General features: G+C 61.7%; 18 protein-coding genes. 9 read left to right on the forward strand and 9 right to left on the reverse strand.

Annotated elements, in window-relative coordinates; translation table 11 throughout:
* Position 1: 1 nt before the first annotated feature.
* The 3 genes from ACK3R5_RS12630 to purQ all read left to right on the forward strand — a co-directional run bounded on the left by ACK3R5_RS12630 (position 2) and on the right by purQ (position 1,906).
* Positions 2-892 (forward strand): winged helix-turn-helix domain-containing protein, encoded by an 891-nt coding sequence (locus ACK3R5_RS12630; protein WP_411967190.1) that lies wholly within the window; start codon positions 2-4, stop codon positions 890-892.
* Between the two features lie 86 nt (positions 893-978).
* Complete coding sequence (purS, locus tag ACK3R5_RS12635) at positions 979-1,230, forward strand: phosphoribosylformylglycinamidine synthase subunit PurS (RefSeq protein ID WP_411964412.1); 252 nt, start codon at positions 979-981, stop codon at positions 1,228-1,230.
* 1 nt (position 1,231) lies between these two features.
* Complete coding sequence (gene purQ, locus ACK3R5_RS12640) at positions 1,232-1,906, forward strand: phosphoribosylformylglycinamidine synthase I (RefSeq protein WP_411967192.1); 675 nt, start codon at positions 1,232-1,234, stop codon at positions 1,904-1,906.
* A 450-nt stretch (positions 1,907-2,356) separates the two neighbouring features.
* On the opposite strand, the gene ACK3R5_RS12645 is transcribed toward purQ, so the two are convergent.
* A complete protein-coding gene (locus ACK3R5_RS12645) occupies positions 2,357-3,439 on the reverse strand; it encodes an archaeosine biosynthesis radical SAM protein RaSEA (RefSeq protein WP_411964414.1) in 1,083 nt (360 codons plus the stop codon).
* 159 nt (positions 3,440-3,598) lie between these two features.
* Between ACK3R5_RS12645 and ACK3R5_RS12650 the strand changes: the two genes are divergently transcribed.
* The 3 genes from ACK3R5_RS12650 (at position 3,599) to ACK3R5_RS12660 (ending at position 7,201) form a co-directional block, all read left to right on the forward strand.
* Positions 3,599-3,883 (forward strand): hypothetical protein, encoded by a 285-nt coding sequence (locus ACK3R5_RS12650; RefSeq protein ID WP_411967193.1) that lies wholly within the window; start codon positions 3,599-3,601, stop codon positions 3,881-3,883.
* A 195-nt stretch (positions 3,884-4,078) separates the two neighbouring features.
* Positions 4,079-5,143 (forward strand): hypothetical protein, encoded by a 1,065-nt coding sequence (locus ACK3R5_RS12655; protein WP_411967194.1) that lies wholly within the window; start codon positions 4,079-4,081, stop codon positions 5,141-5,143.
* A gap of 126 nt (positions 5,144-5,269) precedes the next feature.
* The gene (locus tag ACK3R5_RS12660; RefSeq protein ID WP_411967195.1) at positions 5,270-7,201 is read left to right on the forward strand and encodes an aldehyde ferredoxin oxidoreductase family protein; all 1,932 of its coding nucleotides are present in this window, start codon (positions 5,270-5,272) and stop codon (positions 7,199-7,201) included.
* Positions 7,202-7,275: 74 nt separating this feature from the next.
* Here the strand turns inward: ACK3R5_RS12660 and ACK3R5_RS12665 are convergent, their stop codons facing one another.
* The gene (locus ACK3R5_RS12665; RefSeq protein ID WP_411967196.1) at positions 7,276-8,478 is read right to left on the reverse strand and encodes an MFS transporter; all 1,203 of its coding nucleotides are present in this window, start codon (positions 8,476-8,478) and stop codon (positions 7,276-7,278) included.
* 288 nt (positions 8,479-8,766) lie between these two features.
* Between ACK3R5_RS12665 and ACK3R5_RS12670 the strand changes: the two genes are divergently transcribed.
* From ACK3R5_RS12670 to ACK3R5_RS12680, 3 genes are all read left to right on the forward strand, one after another.
* The gene (locus ACK3R5_RS12670; RefSeq protein ID WP_411967197.1) at positions 8,767-9,762 is read left to right on the forward strand and encodes a WD40/YVTN/BNR-like repeat-containing protein; all 996 of its coding nucleotides are present in this window, start codon (positions 8,767-8,769) and stop codon (positions 9,760-9,762) included.
* Between the two features lie 48 nt (positions 9,763-9,810).
* Positions 9,811-10,422 (forward strand): GyrI-like domain-containing protein, encoded by a 612-nt coding sequence (locus ACK3R5_RS12675; protein ID WP_411967199.1) that lies wholly within the window; start codon positions 9,811-9,813, stop codon positions 10,420-10,422.
* A gap of 256 nt (positions 10,423-10,678) precedes the next feature.
* The gene (locus tag ACK3R5_RS12680; protein ID WP_411967200.1) at positions 10,679-11,704 is read left to right on the forward strand and encodes a hypothetical protein; all 1,026 of its coding nucleotides are present in this window, start codon (positions 10,679-10,681) and stop codon (positions 11,702-11,704) included.
* A 220-nt stretch (positions 11,705-11,924) separates the two neighbouring features.
* On the opposite strand, the gene ACK3R5_RS12685 is transcribed toward ACK3R5_RS12680, so the two are convergent.
* The 7 genes from ACK3R5_RS12685 to ACK3R5_RS12715 all read right to left on the reverse strand — a co-directional run bounded on the left by ACK3R5_RS12685 (position 11,925) and on the right by ACK3R5_RS12715 (position 16,776).
* Positions 11,925-12,263, reverse strand: coding sequence for an AzlD domain-containing protein (locus tag ACK3R5_RS12685; RefSeq protein WP_411967201.1), 339 nt, complete (start codon positions 12,261-12,263; stop codon positions 11,925-11,927).
* A complete protein-coding gene (locus ACK3R5_RS12690; RefSeq protein WP_411967202.1) occupies positions 12,264-12,959 on the reverse strand; it encodes an AzlC family ABC transporter permease in 696 nt (231 codons plus the stop codon). It lies immediately after the preceding gene.
* 60 nt (positions 12,960-13,019) lie between these two features.
* On the reverse strand, positions 13,020-13,466 hold the full coding sequence (locus ACK3R5_RS12695) for a hypothetical protein (RefSeq protein WP_411964424.1): 447 nt from the start codon (positions 13,464-13,466) through the stop codon (positions 13,020-13,022).
* Complete coding sequence (locus tag ACK3R5_RS12700) at positions 13,463-13,720, reverse strand: hypothetical protein (RefSeq protein ID WP_411964425.1); 258 nt, start codon at positions 13,718-13,720, stop codon at positions 13,463-13,465. The genes ACK3R5_RS12695 and ACK3R5_RS12700 overlap by 4 nt, the downstream gene beginning before the upstream one ends.
* 1 nt (position 13,721) lies before the next feature.
* On the reverse strand, positions 13,722-14,000 hold the full coding sequence (locus ACK3R5_RS12705) for a ubiquitin-like small modifier protein 1 (RefSeq protein WP_411964426.1): 279 nt from the start codon (positions 13,998-14,000) through the stop codon (positions 13,722-13,724).
* Between the two features lie 264 nt (positions 14,001-14,264).
* On the reverse strand, positions 14,265-14,585 hold the full coding sequence (locus ACK3R5_RS12710; RefSeq protein ID WP_411968659.1) for a HalOD1 output domain-containing protein: 321 nt from the start codon (positions 14,583-14,585) through the stop codon (positions 14,265-14,267).
* A 229-nt stretch (positions 14,586-14,814) separates the two neighbouring features.
* Positions 14,815-16,776, reverse strand: a complete 1,962-nt coding sequence (locus tag ACK3R5_RS12715) for an archaea-specific SMC-related protein (protein ID WP_411967203.1) — start codon at positions 16,774-16,776, stop codon at positions 14,815-14,817.
* Between the last annotated feature and the right edge of the window lie 9 nt (positions 16,777-16,785).

Consider the following 16,785-nt stretch of genomic DNA (forward strand, 5'->3'; position numbering starts at 1 on the left):
TATGCGTTCCCGTGATGTCCCGGCGTCCGTGGATTCCGACAGCGAGCAGGCGTTTTCGCTCCTCGCCGACGAGACGCGACTCGCCATCCTCCGTGTCCTCGCAGATTCACCGAACGAACCGCTCACGTTCTCCGAACTCCGTGAGCGTGTCGGCGTCACCGACAGCGGTCGGTTCAACTACCACCTCGGGAAACTCACCGGTCGCTTCGTCAAGAAGACAGGCGCTGGATACGAAATCCGCCTCGCGGGGTCGAATATCGTCGGTGCTATCCTTAGCGGGGCGTACACCCGCGGCGACGACATCGGCCCCGTGATAGTCGACCCACCGTGTCCAAGGTGTAACGGACAGGTCGAAGCGACCTACGTGGACGAACGCGTCCACGTCAGGTGTGCCGACTGCGACAAGACGATATTAGACGCCGGTATCCCGCCGGGTGTGTTGGAAGGCTACGACGACGCGTCCTTCCCCGTAGTCGCAGAACGATTCGTCCTCTCAGTGTTTTCACAAGCGCGTGACGGGTTCTGCGCGAGTTGTCAAGGACGAATGGAACCGCGCCTCATCACGACGATAGACGACCTTGGCCCGAAGGATATCTGTGAGGACGCGCAGGCAATCTACAGTTGCACGCGGTGCAGCGAGGAACACATCGCTGGCATCGGCATGGCCTTCCTCGACCACCCCGCAGTCGTCTCCTTCTACTACGACCACGACGTGGACCTCTCACAGCCACATCTCTGGGGAACCGCGTGGCGAGACAAACCGACCCTCACCGTCGTCTCAGACGACCCACTTCGTGCACGCGTCGACTTCGAAATCGTTGGCGACACGCTCTCGCTTTTCATCGACGAGCACCTCGACGTCCACGACGTCGAACGCTCTCCGGCCCCGTAGCCGCCGAGTTCAGATTTGTGGGCACGTTCGTGCACATCAAACGCGACCCAAAACCGTTTTTGCACATCACCACGCATCGTCATCCGATGACCACCTACACCGCGACGGTGACGGTGCGCCTCAAGCGTGGCGTACTCGACCCGGAGGCGGAGACCACGAAGCGCGCGCTGGAACGACTCGGCTTCGAACTCGACGCGTTGCGTTTCACCGAACGGTACGAAGTCGACCTCGACGCGGCGGACGCCGACGCGGCGGCCGAACGCGCAGACGAGATGGCCGAGCGCTTGCTGGCGAACCCGACCATCCACGACTACGAAGTCGAGGTCACAGAGGCGTAAGATGATTGCAGTAGTGCAGTTCGGCGGGTCGAACTGTGACCGAGACGCCGTCCGCGCGCTGACGGACCTCGGGTTCGAGGCCGAGCGTGTCTGGCACGAAGACCCGCTTCCCGAGGAGACGACGGGCATCATGCTCCCCGGTGGCTTCTCGTACGGCGACTATCTGCGTGGTGGCGCGATGGCCGCCCGGTCCCCGATGATGAACGCCGTCGGCGATGCAATCGACGACGGCCTTCCCGTTCTCGGCGTCTGCAACGGCGCACAGGTTGGCTGTGAGGCGGGACTGACGCCCGGTGCGTTCACCACGAACGCGAGCGCTCGCTTCCAGTGTGAACACGTCTACCTGCGCGTCGAGAACGCCGACACGCGCTGGACGAGCGCCTACGAGGAGGGCGAGGTTATCGAACTCCCCATCGCTCACGGCGAGGGACGCTTCGAAATCGACGACGAGGGCTACGAGGAACTGGAGTCAGCAGACCGCATCCTCTTCCGATACTGTGACGAGGACGGAAACGTCATCGACGAGGCGAACCCCAACGGGTCGCGCGGGAACGTCGCTGGCATCCTCGGCGACACCGAGTCAGTCGCCGTGTTGATGCCGCACCCGGAACGGGCGTCGCTTCCCGAACTCGGGAACACCGACGGCCGGGGCGTGCTGTCGGGATTCGAGGGCTGAGGCCGTCGCTCGACGTTCAGGTTTCGATAAAAAAAAGACCGCCGCAGCGGCGGTAGGCGATACGGGGTCGGATGGGCAAATGTAAGCAGCGTACACGATGAGCGATGGTTGGAGTTTTTTTCCCGACCCGCGTACCGCGTGCTATGGCATGAGAGCGCGAGGAGCGTCCGTGGCAATCCATGCCTCGGTGTTCTCTTCCTCGCGGATCTCGAACCACCCATCCGCATAGTAGACGGTCTTGTACGTGTGTTTCGTCATGATGGCGGGCAGTCCGGGCGGGCACGGGTCCGAACTCCCGACTATGACAACGCGGTACATCCTCTTTGATACGAAGCGCCTAGCAGACTAGTTAGGACGTTGTTACTTTCGCTTGGGATATCCTAACCGGGCCGTATTTCACAAAATCGAGGGGTCCAGGTGGGTGAACTGGACGAACGTCCGGAGAACTGCTCAGCGAACGAGCGGCATATTGTAACTCGTCTCGGCGTCGAGGACGTACTCCCACGTCGCCTCGCACTCACAAGACACCTGTTCGAAGACGGAGGGGTCCTGTCGGAGGTTGAAGTCCTTGACCGCCTTGAAGACGAGTTCGTCGCAGTCGCCGCAGTTGTGCGCACCGCGTTCTTGCCCGCCACCGACCGGGTCGGAGACGACGATGGCGTCTACGTCCGCCGTCTCGCGGAGCGCCTCGGCAACCGACCAGAGCCACGGGGGCCGGTAGCCACCGTTGAAGAACAGTTCGTCCACCATCGTGTAGGACTGGACGTTCGTCGGGTTCATCGAGACGGTGTGGCAGTTGTCGACGGCGGCACAGCGTCGGATGGACGACTTCATATCTTCGAGGGCCTCCGGTTCCGAGAGGAACGGCGGTTTCATCAGCAGGTAGGCTTTGACGCCGCCGCCTGCTGCTGCGGCCTCTTCGCAGGCGTCTTCGAAGTCGGCGAAGTCGAAGTACTTGTTGACGCAGTCGTGGCGGACACGGTCAGTCGCGGTTTCGAGGCCGATTGCGACGTCCGTCTCCAGACCACGGTCGGTGAAGTCCGCGAGTTTCTCGCGCGTGACGAAGTCCGGCAGCGACTCGACAACCATCCGGTCGCGGTCTGCGAACGTCTCGGCGATGGCGTCGCGCGTCTCTGCGGGCACCTCGCGTTCGTCGAGGAACGACCCCGACGTGTAAATCTTGATGAGGCCGGCTTTCTCGCCGTCGTCCATCTCCTCGGCTTCGTGGTCGAGACAGACCTGAATCTGGTCCATGAGCGCCTCGTGGGAGACGCTCCCGCCTTCGACGGACTCGGCGACGTAGCCACACATCGTACAGCCGCCGGCACGGGCCCAGCGACACCCGCCGGTGTTGAGGATAATCGTCAGCGAGTCGTAGACGCCGTCGGGCGTGTTGTCCTCGTCGATCCACACCCGCGTCGGCTCGTGAGGGTCGTAGGTCTTCTGCTTCCGCGAACGGATGTCACGCATCACCTTGTTGTGCGCGTCCATCCCGCGTCCCCGTTCGTAGACCTCGGGGGTCGGCTTACTCATTGGACTCTCCTATCCGATGGGCGCGTAAAGCCGCTTCGTCTGGCACCCGCCGCGACGCGACTCGTGGATTCGACGCCGGTGGTGGCGCAGAGAGCGGGCGTGAAACGCCTGTTGAGCGGTGGCGACATTTATTTGCACGACTGCGCCACATGAGCGGCCATGAGGGAGACTCCGTTCAATCTCGCCATCGTAACGGGGGAACTCGCACCGGACCTGAGTGACGGTGGGAAACGACTGGCCGCGACACTGGCCGACCACGGGTACACCTGCGACGCCGTGATGTGGGACGACCCTGCTGTCCCGTGGGAGGAGTACGATGGGGTACTGGAACTCATCGAACCGTATCTCGGATTCGAACGCGGCGAGAACACCGTCGAGCGGTTCGCCCGAGCAATCATCTCCTACTTCGAAGCTGTCGAGGACGTACCCCACAGTGAATCGTAACCAACTCACACCCACTGCTCCGGTAGCGTACGAAGAGAGAACCGCCGTGTCTCACTTCCTCGATGGAGACGGATTCGATGGTCGAGTGCCGTCTCCGGCACGTGCACCGAAACCGAACGGCGTCGTGATTCCGAACAGCGTCGTGATTCGAGAACGTCGCTGACGTTCATATATCCAGCGTCCCTAGGCCGTGGCATGGACCGCCGCACTCTCCTGTCACTCGTCGCAACCGGGATGGCGGGCCTCGCAGGGTGCGGGTCACCGGAAGACGAGACGGAGACGGAGACGCCGACACCCGAGGAGGGAACTCAACCCCCGACCACGACGCCCCCAGCAGAACGCGTCGAGCGCGAACTCTCGGTGTGGAATCCGACGCCCGACCCGGTGTTCACCACAGTCGTCGTCGCCCGCGACGGGCGCGACGTCTACTTCGACACCGTGGACCTCGTTCCCGGCGAGCGAAACACCAGTCGAGTGACCGTCCCACTCGGCGCGACGGACGTGTTAGTCGAGACGGATACCGGTATCAGAGCGCGTTCGGGGTGGACCGTCGACGGCGTCGGTGACGGACTGGAAGTCGTTCTTGGGCGAGAGGGTGCCGAGTTCTGGGGACGAGTCGCCTGTCACCCCAGTCGCGAGTGTTCGGTCGCCGACGGCGGCGAGGCCGCCGACCTCCCACTCGTCGGTGACGGGTCGGGGCGATGGTACGCGCCCGCTGGCCTCGTCGTGGAGAACTCGGGTGACGAGACGAACGCTCGTCTCCGGGTCAGTCTATCGGGAGTGACGCTTCTCGACCGAACCTATCGAATCCCGACCCAGACACGACTGTCGGTGCCGGTGACGTACCGGACGGGCACCTACGATGTCGTCCTCGAAACCGACGAGCAGACGGTCGAAACCGAGTGGCCAGTCCCCGCCGAACCGACGAAGTACATCGACACCCAGAGCGGTTCGGTCGGGTGTGGCCCGGCGAACACGACGCTCACCGTCGCGAACCAGGACGACGAACCACATCGACTCACTGTGCGCGTCGAATCGGACGGAGAGACGTTCGAGCAGAGCATCGAACTCGCAGCGGGCGAGGCCCGCGACCTGGTCCCGGTCGTCGAGTCGGGCCCGAAGCAGGTCTTCGCTCGTCTGGAGACCGGTGCAGAGGCGTCAGGAACGTGGTGGTCGTGTCCGCCGCGAGGCCCAGCCAGCGTCGTCGTAGATGCCACCGGTAGCGTCGCGCTCGCCACGGCCGGTCCGAAACCGGGATAAGTGGCACGGATTGCCGCAATCCAGAGACGGTGGAGTGTTCTCTCTCGCACGGGCAACCACATTTGGTTACGTCAGTGTGGGAATCACTAACCCACTTGCGTTCGTATATAATCAACGAGGATTACAATGACAGAACTCGGTGGTTATCACGACAGAGTCGCGCGGGTCGACCTGTCTCTCGGTGAGGTACATTACGAGGCGATTGACGACGACGACGCGAAGAAGTACATCGGTGCACGTGGCCTCGGTGTCAAATACGTCTTCGACCAGGGGCCAGACGTTGACCCGTTAGGCCCGGACAACCTGCTCGCGTTCATGACAGGGCCGCTGACTGGCACACAGACGGTGATGAGCGGTCGAATCGCCGTAGTGACGAAATCCCCGCTCACGGGAACCGTCACCGACTCCCACCACGGTGGGTGGAGTGGTGCTCGTCTCAAATGGTCCGGAGTCGATGGACTCCTGTTCGAAGGTAAAGCAGAACACCCGAGCTACGCCGTCATCGAAGACGGTGAAGTGACACTCCACGACGCACGGGAAATCTGGGGCTGGGGCGTCCACGACACCATCTCCGAACTCGAAGCCGAAGTCGGAGGGACACTCGGCAAGAACCTCTCTGTGATGGCAATCGGTCCCGGTGGCGAAAACGAGGTCAAATACGGCTGTATCGTCAACGAGGACGACAGAGCGTCCGGTCGTGGCGGCACGGGCGCGGTCATGGGGTCGAAGAACCTCAAGGCCGTCGTCGTGAAGTCCGGCACGAAGATGCCGAAACCTGCGGACCCAGACACGTTCAAGAAGGGATACCAGCAGGCGATGCAACTCATCCGCGAGTCCGAAGTCACCGCCCCGAACGAGGGTGGCCTCTCGCTGTACGGGACGAACGTCCTGATGAACGCGGGCGAGGAACTCGACGGCCTCCCGACGAAGAACGGGAAGTACACCTCGACGGGTGCGATGCGCGAAGCGGAGGGCGGAACCATCGACGCCGAGAACGTCTCCGGCGAGAACGTCCGTGAGAACATCCTCGTGGACGAACCGACCTGTCACTCCTGTCCGGTCGCCTGTAAGAAGGAAGTCGAAGTGACGATTATGCACAAGGGCAAGGAGATGAACGTCCGCGGCGAGTCCTACGAGTACGAGTCGGCGTACGCGCTTGGTCCGAACTCGGGACACACCGAACGCGACGAAATCGCCGTCATGATCGACCGCTGTAACGACATGGGCGTCGACACCATCGAGATGGGGAACATGATGGCGATGGCCATGGAGATGTCCGAAGAGGGCAAACTCGACAGCCTCGACGAACAACTCGACTGGGGCGACACCGAGCGCATGATAGACCTCATCGAGGAAGTCGCCAACCGCGAGAACCAACTCGCCGACGCACTCGCCGAGGGTGCAAACGGCCTCGCCGAGCGCTTCGACGCACACAGCAACTCGCTGGCCGTCAAGGGCCAGACCATCCCGGCGTACGACCCGCGCTGTATGAAAGGCATGGGCATCGGCTACGCCACCTCGAACCGCGGTGCGTGCCACCTGCGTGGCTACACGCCGTCTGCCGAGATTCTCGGCATCCCGGAGAAGGCCGACCCACACGAGTGGGAAGGCAAGGGTGACCTCGTGGCGCTGTTCCAGGACATGCACGCCATCTCGGACTCCTTCGACATCTGCAAGTTCAACGCCTTCGCAGAGGGTATCGAAGAGTACGTCCTGCAGTACAACGGCATGACCGGCCTCGACGTGACCGAAGACGAACTCCTCGAGACTGGTGACCGCATCTACACGCTCGAGCGGTACTACAACAACCTCGCAGGGTTCGATGGCTCGGACGACTCCCTGCCGGGTCGGTTCGTCCCCGGCGACGAGGCGATTCCCGGACAGGGTGCCTCCGAAGGCCAACTGTGCGAACTCGAAGAGATGAAAGAAGAGTACTACGCACGTCGGCAGTGGGTCGACGGCGTCGTCCCCGACGAGCGTCTCGAAGAACTCAGTATCGACGTCGGCCCCGGCACGGGCGTCTCCCGTGGCGACTCTCCGGCACCGGCAGACGACTAGTCGGACAGAGTCGACCCACGCGACTCACCGTATTTTTTGACTCGAAGTGCACCCGCTGACGAGCGTCGCTCTGCTCAATTCGTCGCGGGGGCGAGCACGATGAGGATGACTCCAAGAACGGCCAGGCCGGCGGCGAATCCGAACCCCGCCGTCCACGAGACGTTCGCAATCAGCCATCCGCCGACGAGCGGTGCGACGAGGTTGCCAATCTGCGAGAACGTGAGGAGCACAGAGAGACTCGTCCCTTGCGTGGACGAATCAGCGAGCGTGTTCACGTAGACGAGATAGAGACCGACTGCGAGGTTGACCGCCCCACCCGTCAGTCCCAGAAGGATAGCGAACGTCGTGGGCGAGGGTGCGCTACTCAACAAGTACAGAAACAGTATCGACGCGAGAAACGAGGTGAGTATCACGGGCTGCAGTCGCCCGCCGAGTTTCTCCGAGAGCCATCCGCCACCCGGTCTGGAGACGATACCCGCGAGCGGCACCAACGCTGTCGCAGCGCCTGCGGCCACCAGTTCGATACCCAGCACTTCCGTCCCGTAGGTGGGCATCCACGTGTTGAGGAACGTCCAGATGGCGTACGTACAGAAGCTGGCAGTCGAGACGAACAGAATCGACCGGTTTCGGAGTGCAGCGACGAACTGAGAGAGGGTAACGCGCCCGTCTGCCCGTACCGGTTGTCTGAGAAGTGCAACCGAGACGACGAGGCCGAAGACGGCGACGAGCGTGTAGACGAGTATCGCCGCTTGCCAGCCGTACCGTTCGGCGATGAGCGGGCCGCTGAACTGTGCGATAGCGACACCAAACGGCGGACTCGCGATGAAGATGCCGAGTCCGATGGGTTTCCGGTTCTCCGGGAGGATGTGGCCGAGGATGTTCACGCTCCCAACCACGATGAAGACGGCACTCGCCCCGCTGAGGAGTCGGGTGAGCAAGAACACTGTATACGAATCTGTGAGTAACCCCGTCACGGACGCCAGCACGAAGACTCCGGTTCCGAGAAACACCGGGTACCGGTTGTCGAACCGGTCGAGTAGGTATCCGCCGGGAATCTGAAGCAGCGCCCACGTGAGAAACACGGCACTAATCGACGCGCTCGCGGCCGGTTTCTCGACGGCGAACGTGTCCATGAACAGCGGAAGGACGCTTGCGGGAGCAATCGCGTACGCGATGAAGCCAGCCGAGACGAGAAACAGACTCCCGAGCGTCCCCCACGTCCGCCACCCGGTGCTGGTCACAGTCCCCTGTTGGCCGTTGGGCTCAGGTTCAGACATGGTGGGTCACTCCACCCCGTACTGGGACGCCAGCCCCGACTGGCACCGTCGAGAACCAGCCCGGGTGGACTTCGTCGTCACCCCTGTCGTCGGGATGGTCTGAGCCTCCCAACACCCCTCGCCGACGTTCGTATCGACGACTCTCCCCGTCGCAGACAACATTCTCTGTCACCCCGCTGCACTGTGCCGAGACACAGAACAGAGCGCTACCAACTAGTACGACCGACTGTGCGTTAACTGTTATCTCTTGACACGGCCAATAGATACGTAGGCGAAACGGAGCAGCAGATGAGAGCACGGAGTTTCATTTCGACAACCGGGACAGGCATTACTCGGGTAACTGAGGGAGAACCATCCAACACCGAACACCTCCACGGGCATTCGGTTTCGTCGCTGGCGACTGGGGCGGCCAAAACGGGACTCGTCCTCGCGGGAACCGAAGACAGTGGCATCTTCCTGTCGAGCGACGGGGGCGTGATCTGGACCCAAAGCGGACTCGCCGACGAGACGGTGATGGCAGTCGCCGTCGCACCGAGCGACCCACGGCGGTTCTACGCCGGCGTCCGGCCATCTGGTGTCTTCCGGTCAGACGACGGTGGCGAGACGTGGGTAGAATCCGAATCCTTCCGGCAAATCCGTGGTCGTCGGATGTGGCGCTCACCGGCGTCACCGCCGTTCACTGCATACGTGCAGGCACTCGCGGTGTCGCCCGACGACCCTGACGTCGTCGTCGCCGGCATCGAGTTCGGGGCCGTGGTTCGGAGCGCCGACGGTGGGGAGACGTGGTCGAATCACCGTCCGAAGGCGATTCGAGACTGCCACAGTCTCGTCTGGCACGCCACCGAAGGCGAGTTCGTCTACGAAGGCGGCGCGGGAATTGGGAAGCGCCCGGGTGCACGGAGCACAGACGGAGGTGAATCGTGGCGTAAGCCGGGCGGTGGACTCGATAGAGGGTACGGATGGAGCGTCGCCGCCCACCCGACGAAACCGACTATCTGGTACGTCTCTGCGTCGACTGGGCCGTTTGCGGCCCACGGAGGGGACGACGCGAAGGCCGCTGTCTTCCGTCGGACTGGTGAGCGAAACTGGGTTCGACTAGACGGACTCCCCGGCACGTCGATGCCGTACGCACTCGTCACTGACCCGGCGATGCCCGACCACCTGTGGGCCGGGTTGGCTGACGGTTCGATTTGGCACTCTCCGAACCGAGGCGACGACTGGGACCAACTCGACGAGCGACTTCCGGCGGTAGAGCGGGCGATGGTGATGGTGCCGCCGGCGTGAGTCGGTGCTCGTAGGCTTATTGCCTCGTCTGTTCAACGTACTCACACGATGGAGTCGGTGGATTACAAGAACGAACTGAAAGCGTTGTACCGACAGTCGGCCGACGAAGTCTCCCTCGTCGAGGTGCCCACGCTCTCGTATCTGATGTTAGACGGCGAAGGAGACCCGAACACGTCACCCGAGTTCAGCGCCGCAGTCGAGACGCTGTACCCCTTCAGCTACGCGATTCGGTCCATCGTGAAAGACGAACAGGACCTGAAGTACGTCGTCATGCCGCTCGAAGGGCGGTGGTGGGCCGACGAGATGGACGCCTTCGAAGTCGGGAAGAAAGACGAGTGGCAGTGGACGCTGATGATTATGCAACCCGACGTCGTGACCGAAGACGTCGTCGAACGGGCGCGTGAGAACGTCGCCCAGAAGAAGGACCTCCCTGCACTGTCGACGGTTCGGTTCGAGTCGTTCGACGAAGGGTTGTCCGCGCAGACGCTCCACGTCGGGCCGTTCTCCGAGGAGGGACCGACTATCGAACGCGTCCACGAGTACATCGAACAGAACGGATACGTCCGCGACGGCGACCACCACGAAATATATCTGAGCGACATGCGCCGCACCGACCCGGAGAAGTTGAAGACGATTGTTCGGCAACCAGTCGCCGAATAGCGCTGGGGATGCTGTCTACATGGTCGGTTTGTGATAGTTTGGCGAGCTTCTGCTGAATAGCGGGCGCGTGTCTTGCAGGAGATTTTGTGGTGACCAGGTCGTCCAGAGCGGTCGAGATGGACTGGTGCGAATATTCGAATCCTTTCAATAGAGACACTCTGCAACTCGTGTGTGCCTGAGTTTGCAGGCAGTTCTGACTTCGAGAACTGTCTGCGAGTGGAGAAGACATATACACGTCTGTCTACGGACGTAGAACATGAACCGACGCAATCTCTTGTTGACGACCGGGTTCGCTTTCTGTACACCGCTCGCCGGTTGTCTCGGCGTCGGACTCTTGAACGAATCACCCGGCCCTCCCGAGTCCTGTGACCCTGCCAACCCGGGGCTTGAACTCCCTGACGACGCCACGCTCAACAAAAATGACATCGGCACATATATCAAAAATATAGAAAAGCAACGCTACCTCAATCAGACTAGCGACCCGGAGTTCACCACGGTACATCTCTCAGTGGATTCTGTCACCACCTACGACAAGGGGTTCGTGGTCGGTATCCACGGGAACGGTTCGATAGACATGGGAGACAACAAAGCGATAGTCTCTATCCGCGAGAGGGTGCCTGAAAATGTGACCGTCAAGTCTGCCGACACTGCTCCGTTCTCCGCTATCGACCGACTACAAGAGACAATCGAAACAGCGTGGGTTCGGCTGGCTGATGAGCGGTGCGAGGGCCGGGTTGCTGCCCATCTCTCTCGGAGTGAATTCGACACCGTGCGGGCAGCATTCGAGGACATGGAATCAGGCCCGGGCGACATCTATTATCTTCGGGGCGACGTTTGCTACATCGGTGTCAAATTCGAGGATTCAACGGTCATAGTTACTCTTCCCCACGACATCCCTAGAAGCGTACAGACTGAATCCGTGACAGCTGAGCAGTTCGACCTAAAACGATTACAGGAGGCCATTGATCAGGCCCTCAGCATGAGTGAGTATACCCACGACCCGGCCTCGTCATACCTCACCGAAGAAGAGTACGACCGACTGAAAGACGGGTTCGCGGAGATGGAACCAGACAAGGACGGTTTCTACTACCTCCGAGACGACGAGTCATACGCTGCCGTCAAAGTACAACAAGAAGCTGGACCCATTGGTGACCTCGCACCCTGGGTTGCGAGATACTATGTTGACGATATGCAAGTACGCGTAACTGCCGATCACGATGCTGAGAACACCGCCGATGCGGATCTTGAAGACCCAACGGAGGGTGAGGTCATCGTCTGTTAGTGAGGTGAAGGGTGTGTAACACCTGCACAAGAGATAGCCATAGAGCTATGATTCGGTTCACGGGGAATCGAACGAAGCCTTCGTGCTGAACTCACCCTCTGTCTGTGTCACGCCACATTTGGTAGCCCCAGCACACATAGGCACCGACACGTCGCTCACACCAGACAGGACCCAGCGAGAAGCAACCCGATTGGAGCGGCGACGAATCCGACGAGGCGAGTCAGACGACGAACCGGAGAACCCACAACGCAATCATCCCGACGGCGATAGTGACGACGACGCGCTCTGTGTACCACGCCGCGAGTGCGGCGAGCGCTCCAGCGATAAGTCGGTCGTTCCCGAGCGACAGTTCGAGCGTCCCGGCCGGTGCGAGGACGGCGGGGAAGACGAGGGCGGCGAAGACGGCCGCTGGAACGTATTCGAGCGCCGATTGGACCGTCGGTGGAACCGCGTCGATACGGCCGAACAGGTAGACGAACGAGCCTCTGATAGCGAACGTGAGGACGCCCGCGACGACGATGACGCCCCAAATCGTCGTCGAGTCGTAACTCGTCGCCATCTACGCGGCACCTCCGCGTGAGTCGACGAAGAGGCCGACGGCGACGCCCACGACGGCAGCAATCATGATGTCGGCGTGGAACGGGACGCCGGCGACGACGACGGCCACGGCGACGACACCACCCGTGAGACCGGAAGCGGTCGACGCCCGGTCTTTCAACGTCGGGACCAACAACGCGAGAAACACGAGTGGGGCGGCGAACTCGAACCCCCACTCGGGCGGGAGGCTTTCGCCGAGGAACGCGCCAGCGATGGTCGAACTCTGCCAGACGACCCACAACGACGCGGCGACACCGATGTAGTAGGCCAAGCGGTCGGTCCCAGTATCGTGGTCGTAGCGAGCGATAGAGAGGGCGTACGCCTGGTCGGTGAGCAGATACGAGGCGAGCGTCTTCGACCGGGTGGCGAACTTCCGAAAGTACGGCGCGATAGACGCCGAGTACATCATCATCCGAAGGTTGACCATGACCGCGGTTCCGATGACGATGGCGAGCGGTGCGTCGGCCCCGAGGAGTTCTATCATAGCGAGTTGCGACGCGCCGGCGAAGACGATGCTAGAAAAGCCAATCGCGTGGAGAACCGAGAGACCCTGTTCGACGGCGGCGACGCCCGCGACGAGGCCGAACGGGACGAGGCCGAGGTGAAGCGGCGCGGCATCACGGACACCGTCGAGAAGGTCAGGAGGAACTGTTCCCATCTACCAGATGCAGGTCACAGGCACCGAAATACCCGTCTATCAGCGACGGGTTTGCCGCGGTCAGGCGACGTCGACGACGGCGACTTCCCGGATTTCGAGTGCCGTCTCGAACTCGTTTCGCCGTTCGGCGTCGGTGCCGAGGCGGCGAAGGTGCTCCGTGTGTGCCCGCCGAACCGCATCGATTTCTCGGTGTGAGAAGCCGAGTTCCGCACCCTTCGTGTCCCAGTGGCCGAGCGGGACGAAGTAGACTGCGACGTCCTCGTCTTCGTAGATACACTCGAACTCCCGGTCGTATTCGACGGCGTGGGCATCGAGATACGTCTGTGCCCGGTCGAGGAGGACGGGGACGAGCGCAGCGGGGACGCTGGCTTTGGCGGCGGCAATCATGATTGCGGTGCCGTCGATTGCGCCCCCGTGGGGTGAGTCGTCCTCGGGGCCCAGTCGGTCACGCAGGCGTTCGGGTGTCCGGTGTGGGTCGCCCGGGTCGCCGTCGGCCCCCACGGTCATCCACCTGCGCGCATCGCCTTTTGAGCGAACGTGTCGATGAGTTCGTCGAGTGTCTCGTCGTCGCCTTCGAAGGTGAGTTGAACCTCGGTCAGTTGGATGCTACTCGTAATCGTCACTCGTTCGGTGTCGATGTCGACGGTCCACCCCTCGCCGACGACGCGAGCATCACCGACTGCCTCACCGCCGAGTCCTTCGAGGTACTGGACGACGAGGCGTTTCGAGATACCTCGAAACGCTCGCTCTCGACGTGCCATCTCAGCCTCCTGCGACCGGTGGGAAGACGCTTATCTTGTCGCCGTCTTCGAGGGTCGTCTCCAGGCCCTCGAGATGGACGACTTCACGACCGTTCTTCAGTACGTTCACGTGTGGGCGGACATCGCCGTCCTCGATGAGTTCCCCCGAGAGACCATCGTACTCGGCTTCGAGTGCCCGAAGGACGTCGCCGACCGTCGAGTCGTCGTCGGCGTGCCACTGGACCGACTTCTGTCCGGCCACCTCCCGAAACGTCGCGAAGAAGCGTAATTCGAGTTCCATACCACCCTTCGGCGGTCACGGAACAAAAAGGTACGTCGCGCGGGCCGTCGGTTACCGAACCGACGGCGGCGACGGCACAGCAGAATGCACGAGCGAATCGCTGGTATCGCGTCGTATCGGATGACGTCACTCGGAACGGACGAGACCCATTGCCGGCGACGCGCGCCGTCGAGACGGGGTTCAGACGTCTCGCTGTTGGGAGGACGACACTGTCCCGAAAAACCAAACGGCAGGTGGAGGGCGACGTTCGGACGGAGAGACCGATTAGTTGGCCGACGATTCGAGACGGTCCAGGTTCTCGACTTCTATCGTCCCGACAGTCGAGACGGTGACGACGACGTCGGCGTATTCGAATTCGATAGTCCCGCTCGACAGCGACGGCGCCGCGGGACGGTCCGTCCCGAAGAGTGAGTTCAACGCGTCGACGTCGACGGCCTTCGACAGCGGTGGTAACACCGTCACTGCACAATCTTTGTGGTCGCTCGTGGCCGCCAGAATGGCCTCCGAAACCGCTTCTTTTCGTTCACAGTCGTACCAGAGTCGAGTCCTCCCGTTTGCGTCCTTGTTTGTCGTTTGCGTGGTAATAGTAACGCCCCCTTATGTCTGCTGTAAAATACATTCTGCTGATGTGTTAAATCTCTTGCGTACTAGCGGTATATCCCAAGTCAGTAAACGGCAAAAGTGGGTTCGACTGGTTGGCGAACGAAACCCAAACAGGAGAGATGGCGGCCGCATACCGAGGCAAGAGTAATTTCAGTCGCAGAACGTGTGTCGGCGGACCGGGGGAGAAAGAAGTGGGTGGCCGCGGGCGTGGTTACGCAGTCGAGGAGTTCACGTCGTCACCCCACGTGACACGGTCGTACGCGGCGTCGAGGGCCTGTGCGTCCTCCGGCAGGAGTGCGGCGACGAGGTAAGTCGGATACTGCTCGAAGTGTTCGACCAGTGCCGCGATTCGGTCGGAGTCGATTGCTTCGACGGAGTCCAGTAGCATGAACGGGACGTCTTCGTAGACTTCGTGGACGAGATAGCCGGCGAGTGCGAAGACGAGGCCGACGACTTCACGTTCGCTCTCCGAGAGGTGGTCTATCGTGTCCTCGTAGACGGTTCCCGAATCGGACTCCCTGACGATGTGCAGTTCGAACTGGGTCTTCATCACTTTCCGTCGCCCCTCTCGGACGCGGCGTTCGACTCGTTCGAGCCAGACGCGTTCGATGTTCTCGTAGCCGAGGTGGTCGAGAATCGTCTCCATCTCCTCGTTGAACGCATCGACGGCGGCGTTGGTGAGCGACTGAATCCGCGTCCGTGCTGCTTCGAGTTCCTCGGCCAGTTCCTCACGGCGTGCTTCGAGTTCCGCCCGCTCGTCGAACTGCTCGCTTATCGCGTCGATGTCGTCGTTCACCGACGCGAGTTCGTCGCGCGCTCTGTCGAGGGAGAACTCCACTTCGTTCAGCTTTTTGTGGAGTTCGATGAGGTTGCTCTCGGCCTGTCCCCGAAGGTTCGACGCCTCCACCTCCAGTTGTTCGACCCGTTCTGAGAGTTCGTCGCGGTCTGCCGTCAACGACGCGATTTGGTCGCTCCGGTTATCGAGTTCGTCTTCGAGACGGTCGAGTTTGCGCTGTATCTGCTGCCGCCGTTTCTGCGACTGTTCTGCGGACCGAAGGTCACGCTCGAGGTCGTCGAGTTCGCGACGCAACTCCGCGCGTTGGTCTCGCCGGTCGTCTCTGACGTCTCGCAGACGGTCCGTCGTCGCTTCTATCTGTTCGGCGTCGACGTCCGACCCACACGTCCAGCAGGTAATCGTCCCCGAGTCGACGAGTCGGTCAGTGGGCACACCGTCGTCGTCGCCACCGAGCGAGTCTTCGACCAGGCCGGCCTTGCCGTCGAGCACGTCTTCGGTGTACTGGATGACGGTCTGGAGGTCCGCAATCGTCGTGTTCAGTTCCTCGATTTCGGTTCGGATGCGGTCGATGCGTGCCGAAACGGCCTCACGGTCGATGTCGGCCGCCTCGAAGGAGTCGAGTTCGTCTTCGAGGTCACTCCGCTCTTCGCGAAGCGACTCGACGCTCTCTCGTTCACTCTCGAGACGGAATCGAACGGTCTCTAACTCCGAGCGTGCCTCCTGTAGGTCTTCGAGAACACGGTCGAGTTCGTCCTGATTCTCTCGCTGTGCTTCGACCGTCTGGTCTTCCTCGTCGATTCGCGCACTGACGTCGTCGCGTTTGGCTTCGAGGTCGGATATCTTCGACTGTAACTCGTCTCGTCGCTGTGCTAACGAGCGTTCGTCCGATTCGAGCGACGACAACTCGTCGAGCTTTCGTTCGGTCTCTTTGCGCTCGGTCTGGAGACGGTCAATCTCCGCCTCGATTGCCTCCGTATCGACCGGCGTCATGATGACGTCGTGGAGGTCACGGTTGGTGACGACTGCCTGCCGTGCCTCGTTCGACGAGAGCAAGAAGGCAAACAGGTCTGCCGTCGTCGTCTCCCGAAGGTAGGGGGTGCCACTCGATTCGACTCGGCCGTTCTCTCTGGAGAGTACGCGAGTGAACGTCCGCCCGTCGAGTTCGAGTTCGACCGACCCCTCGTCGGCGTCGCCTTTGATACTAGCTGCATCGCTGCCGCACCCGGCCATGAGTGCGCGGAGGAACGACGTCCGGTTGGTCGCGTTGCGTCCGGTGAGAACGGTCACGCCGGGAGTGAGCGTGACGTCGCGGCTATCTATGCCACCGATATTTCGAATTCGAACGGTTGCCTGCTGGGTTGCCTCTGGTGTACTCATTCGTGTGTG

The sequence above is a fragment of the Haloferax sp. YSSS75 genome (genome assembly GCF_046764215.1).
Lineage (GTDB): Archaea > Halobacteriota > Halobacteria > Halobacteriales > Haloferacaceae > Haloferax.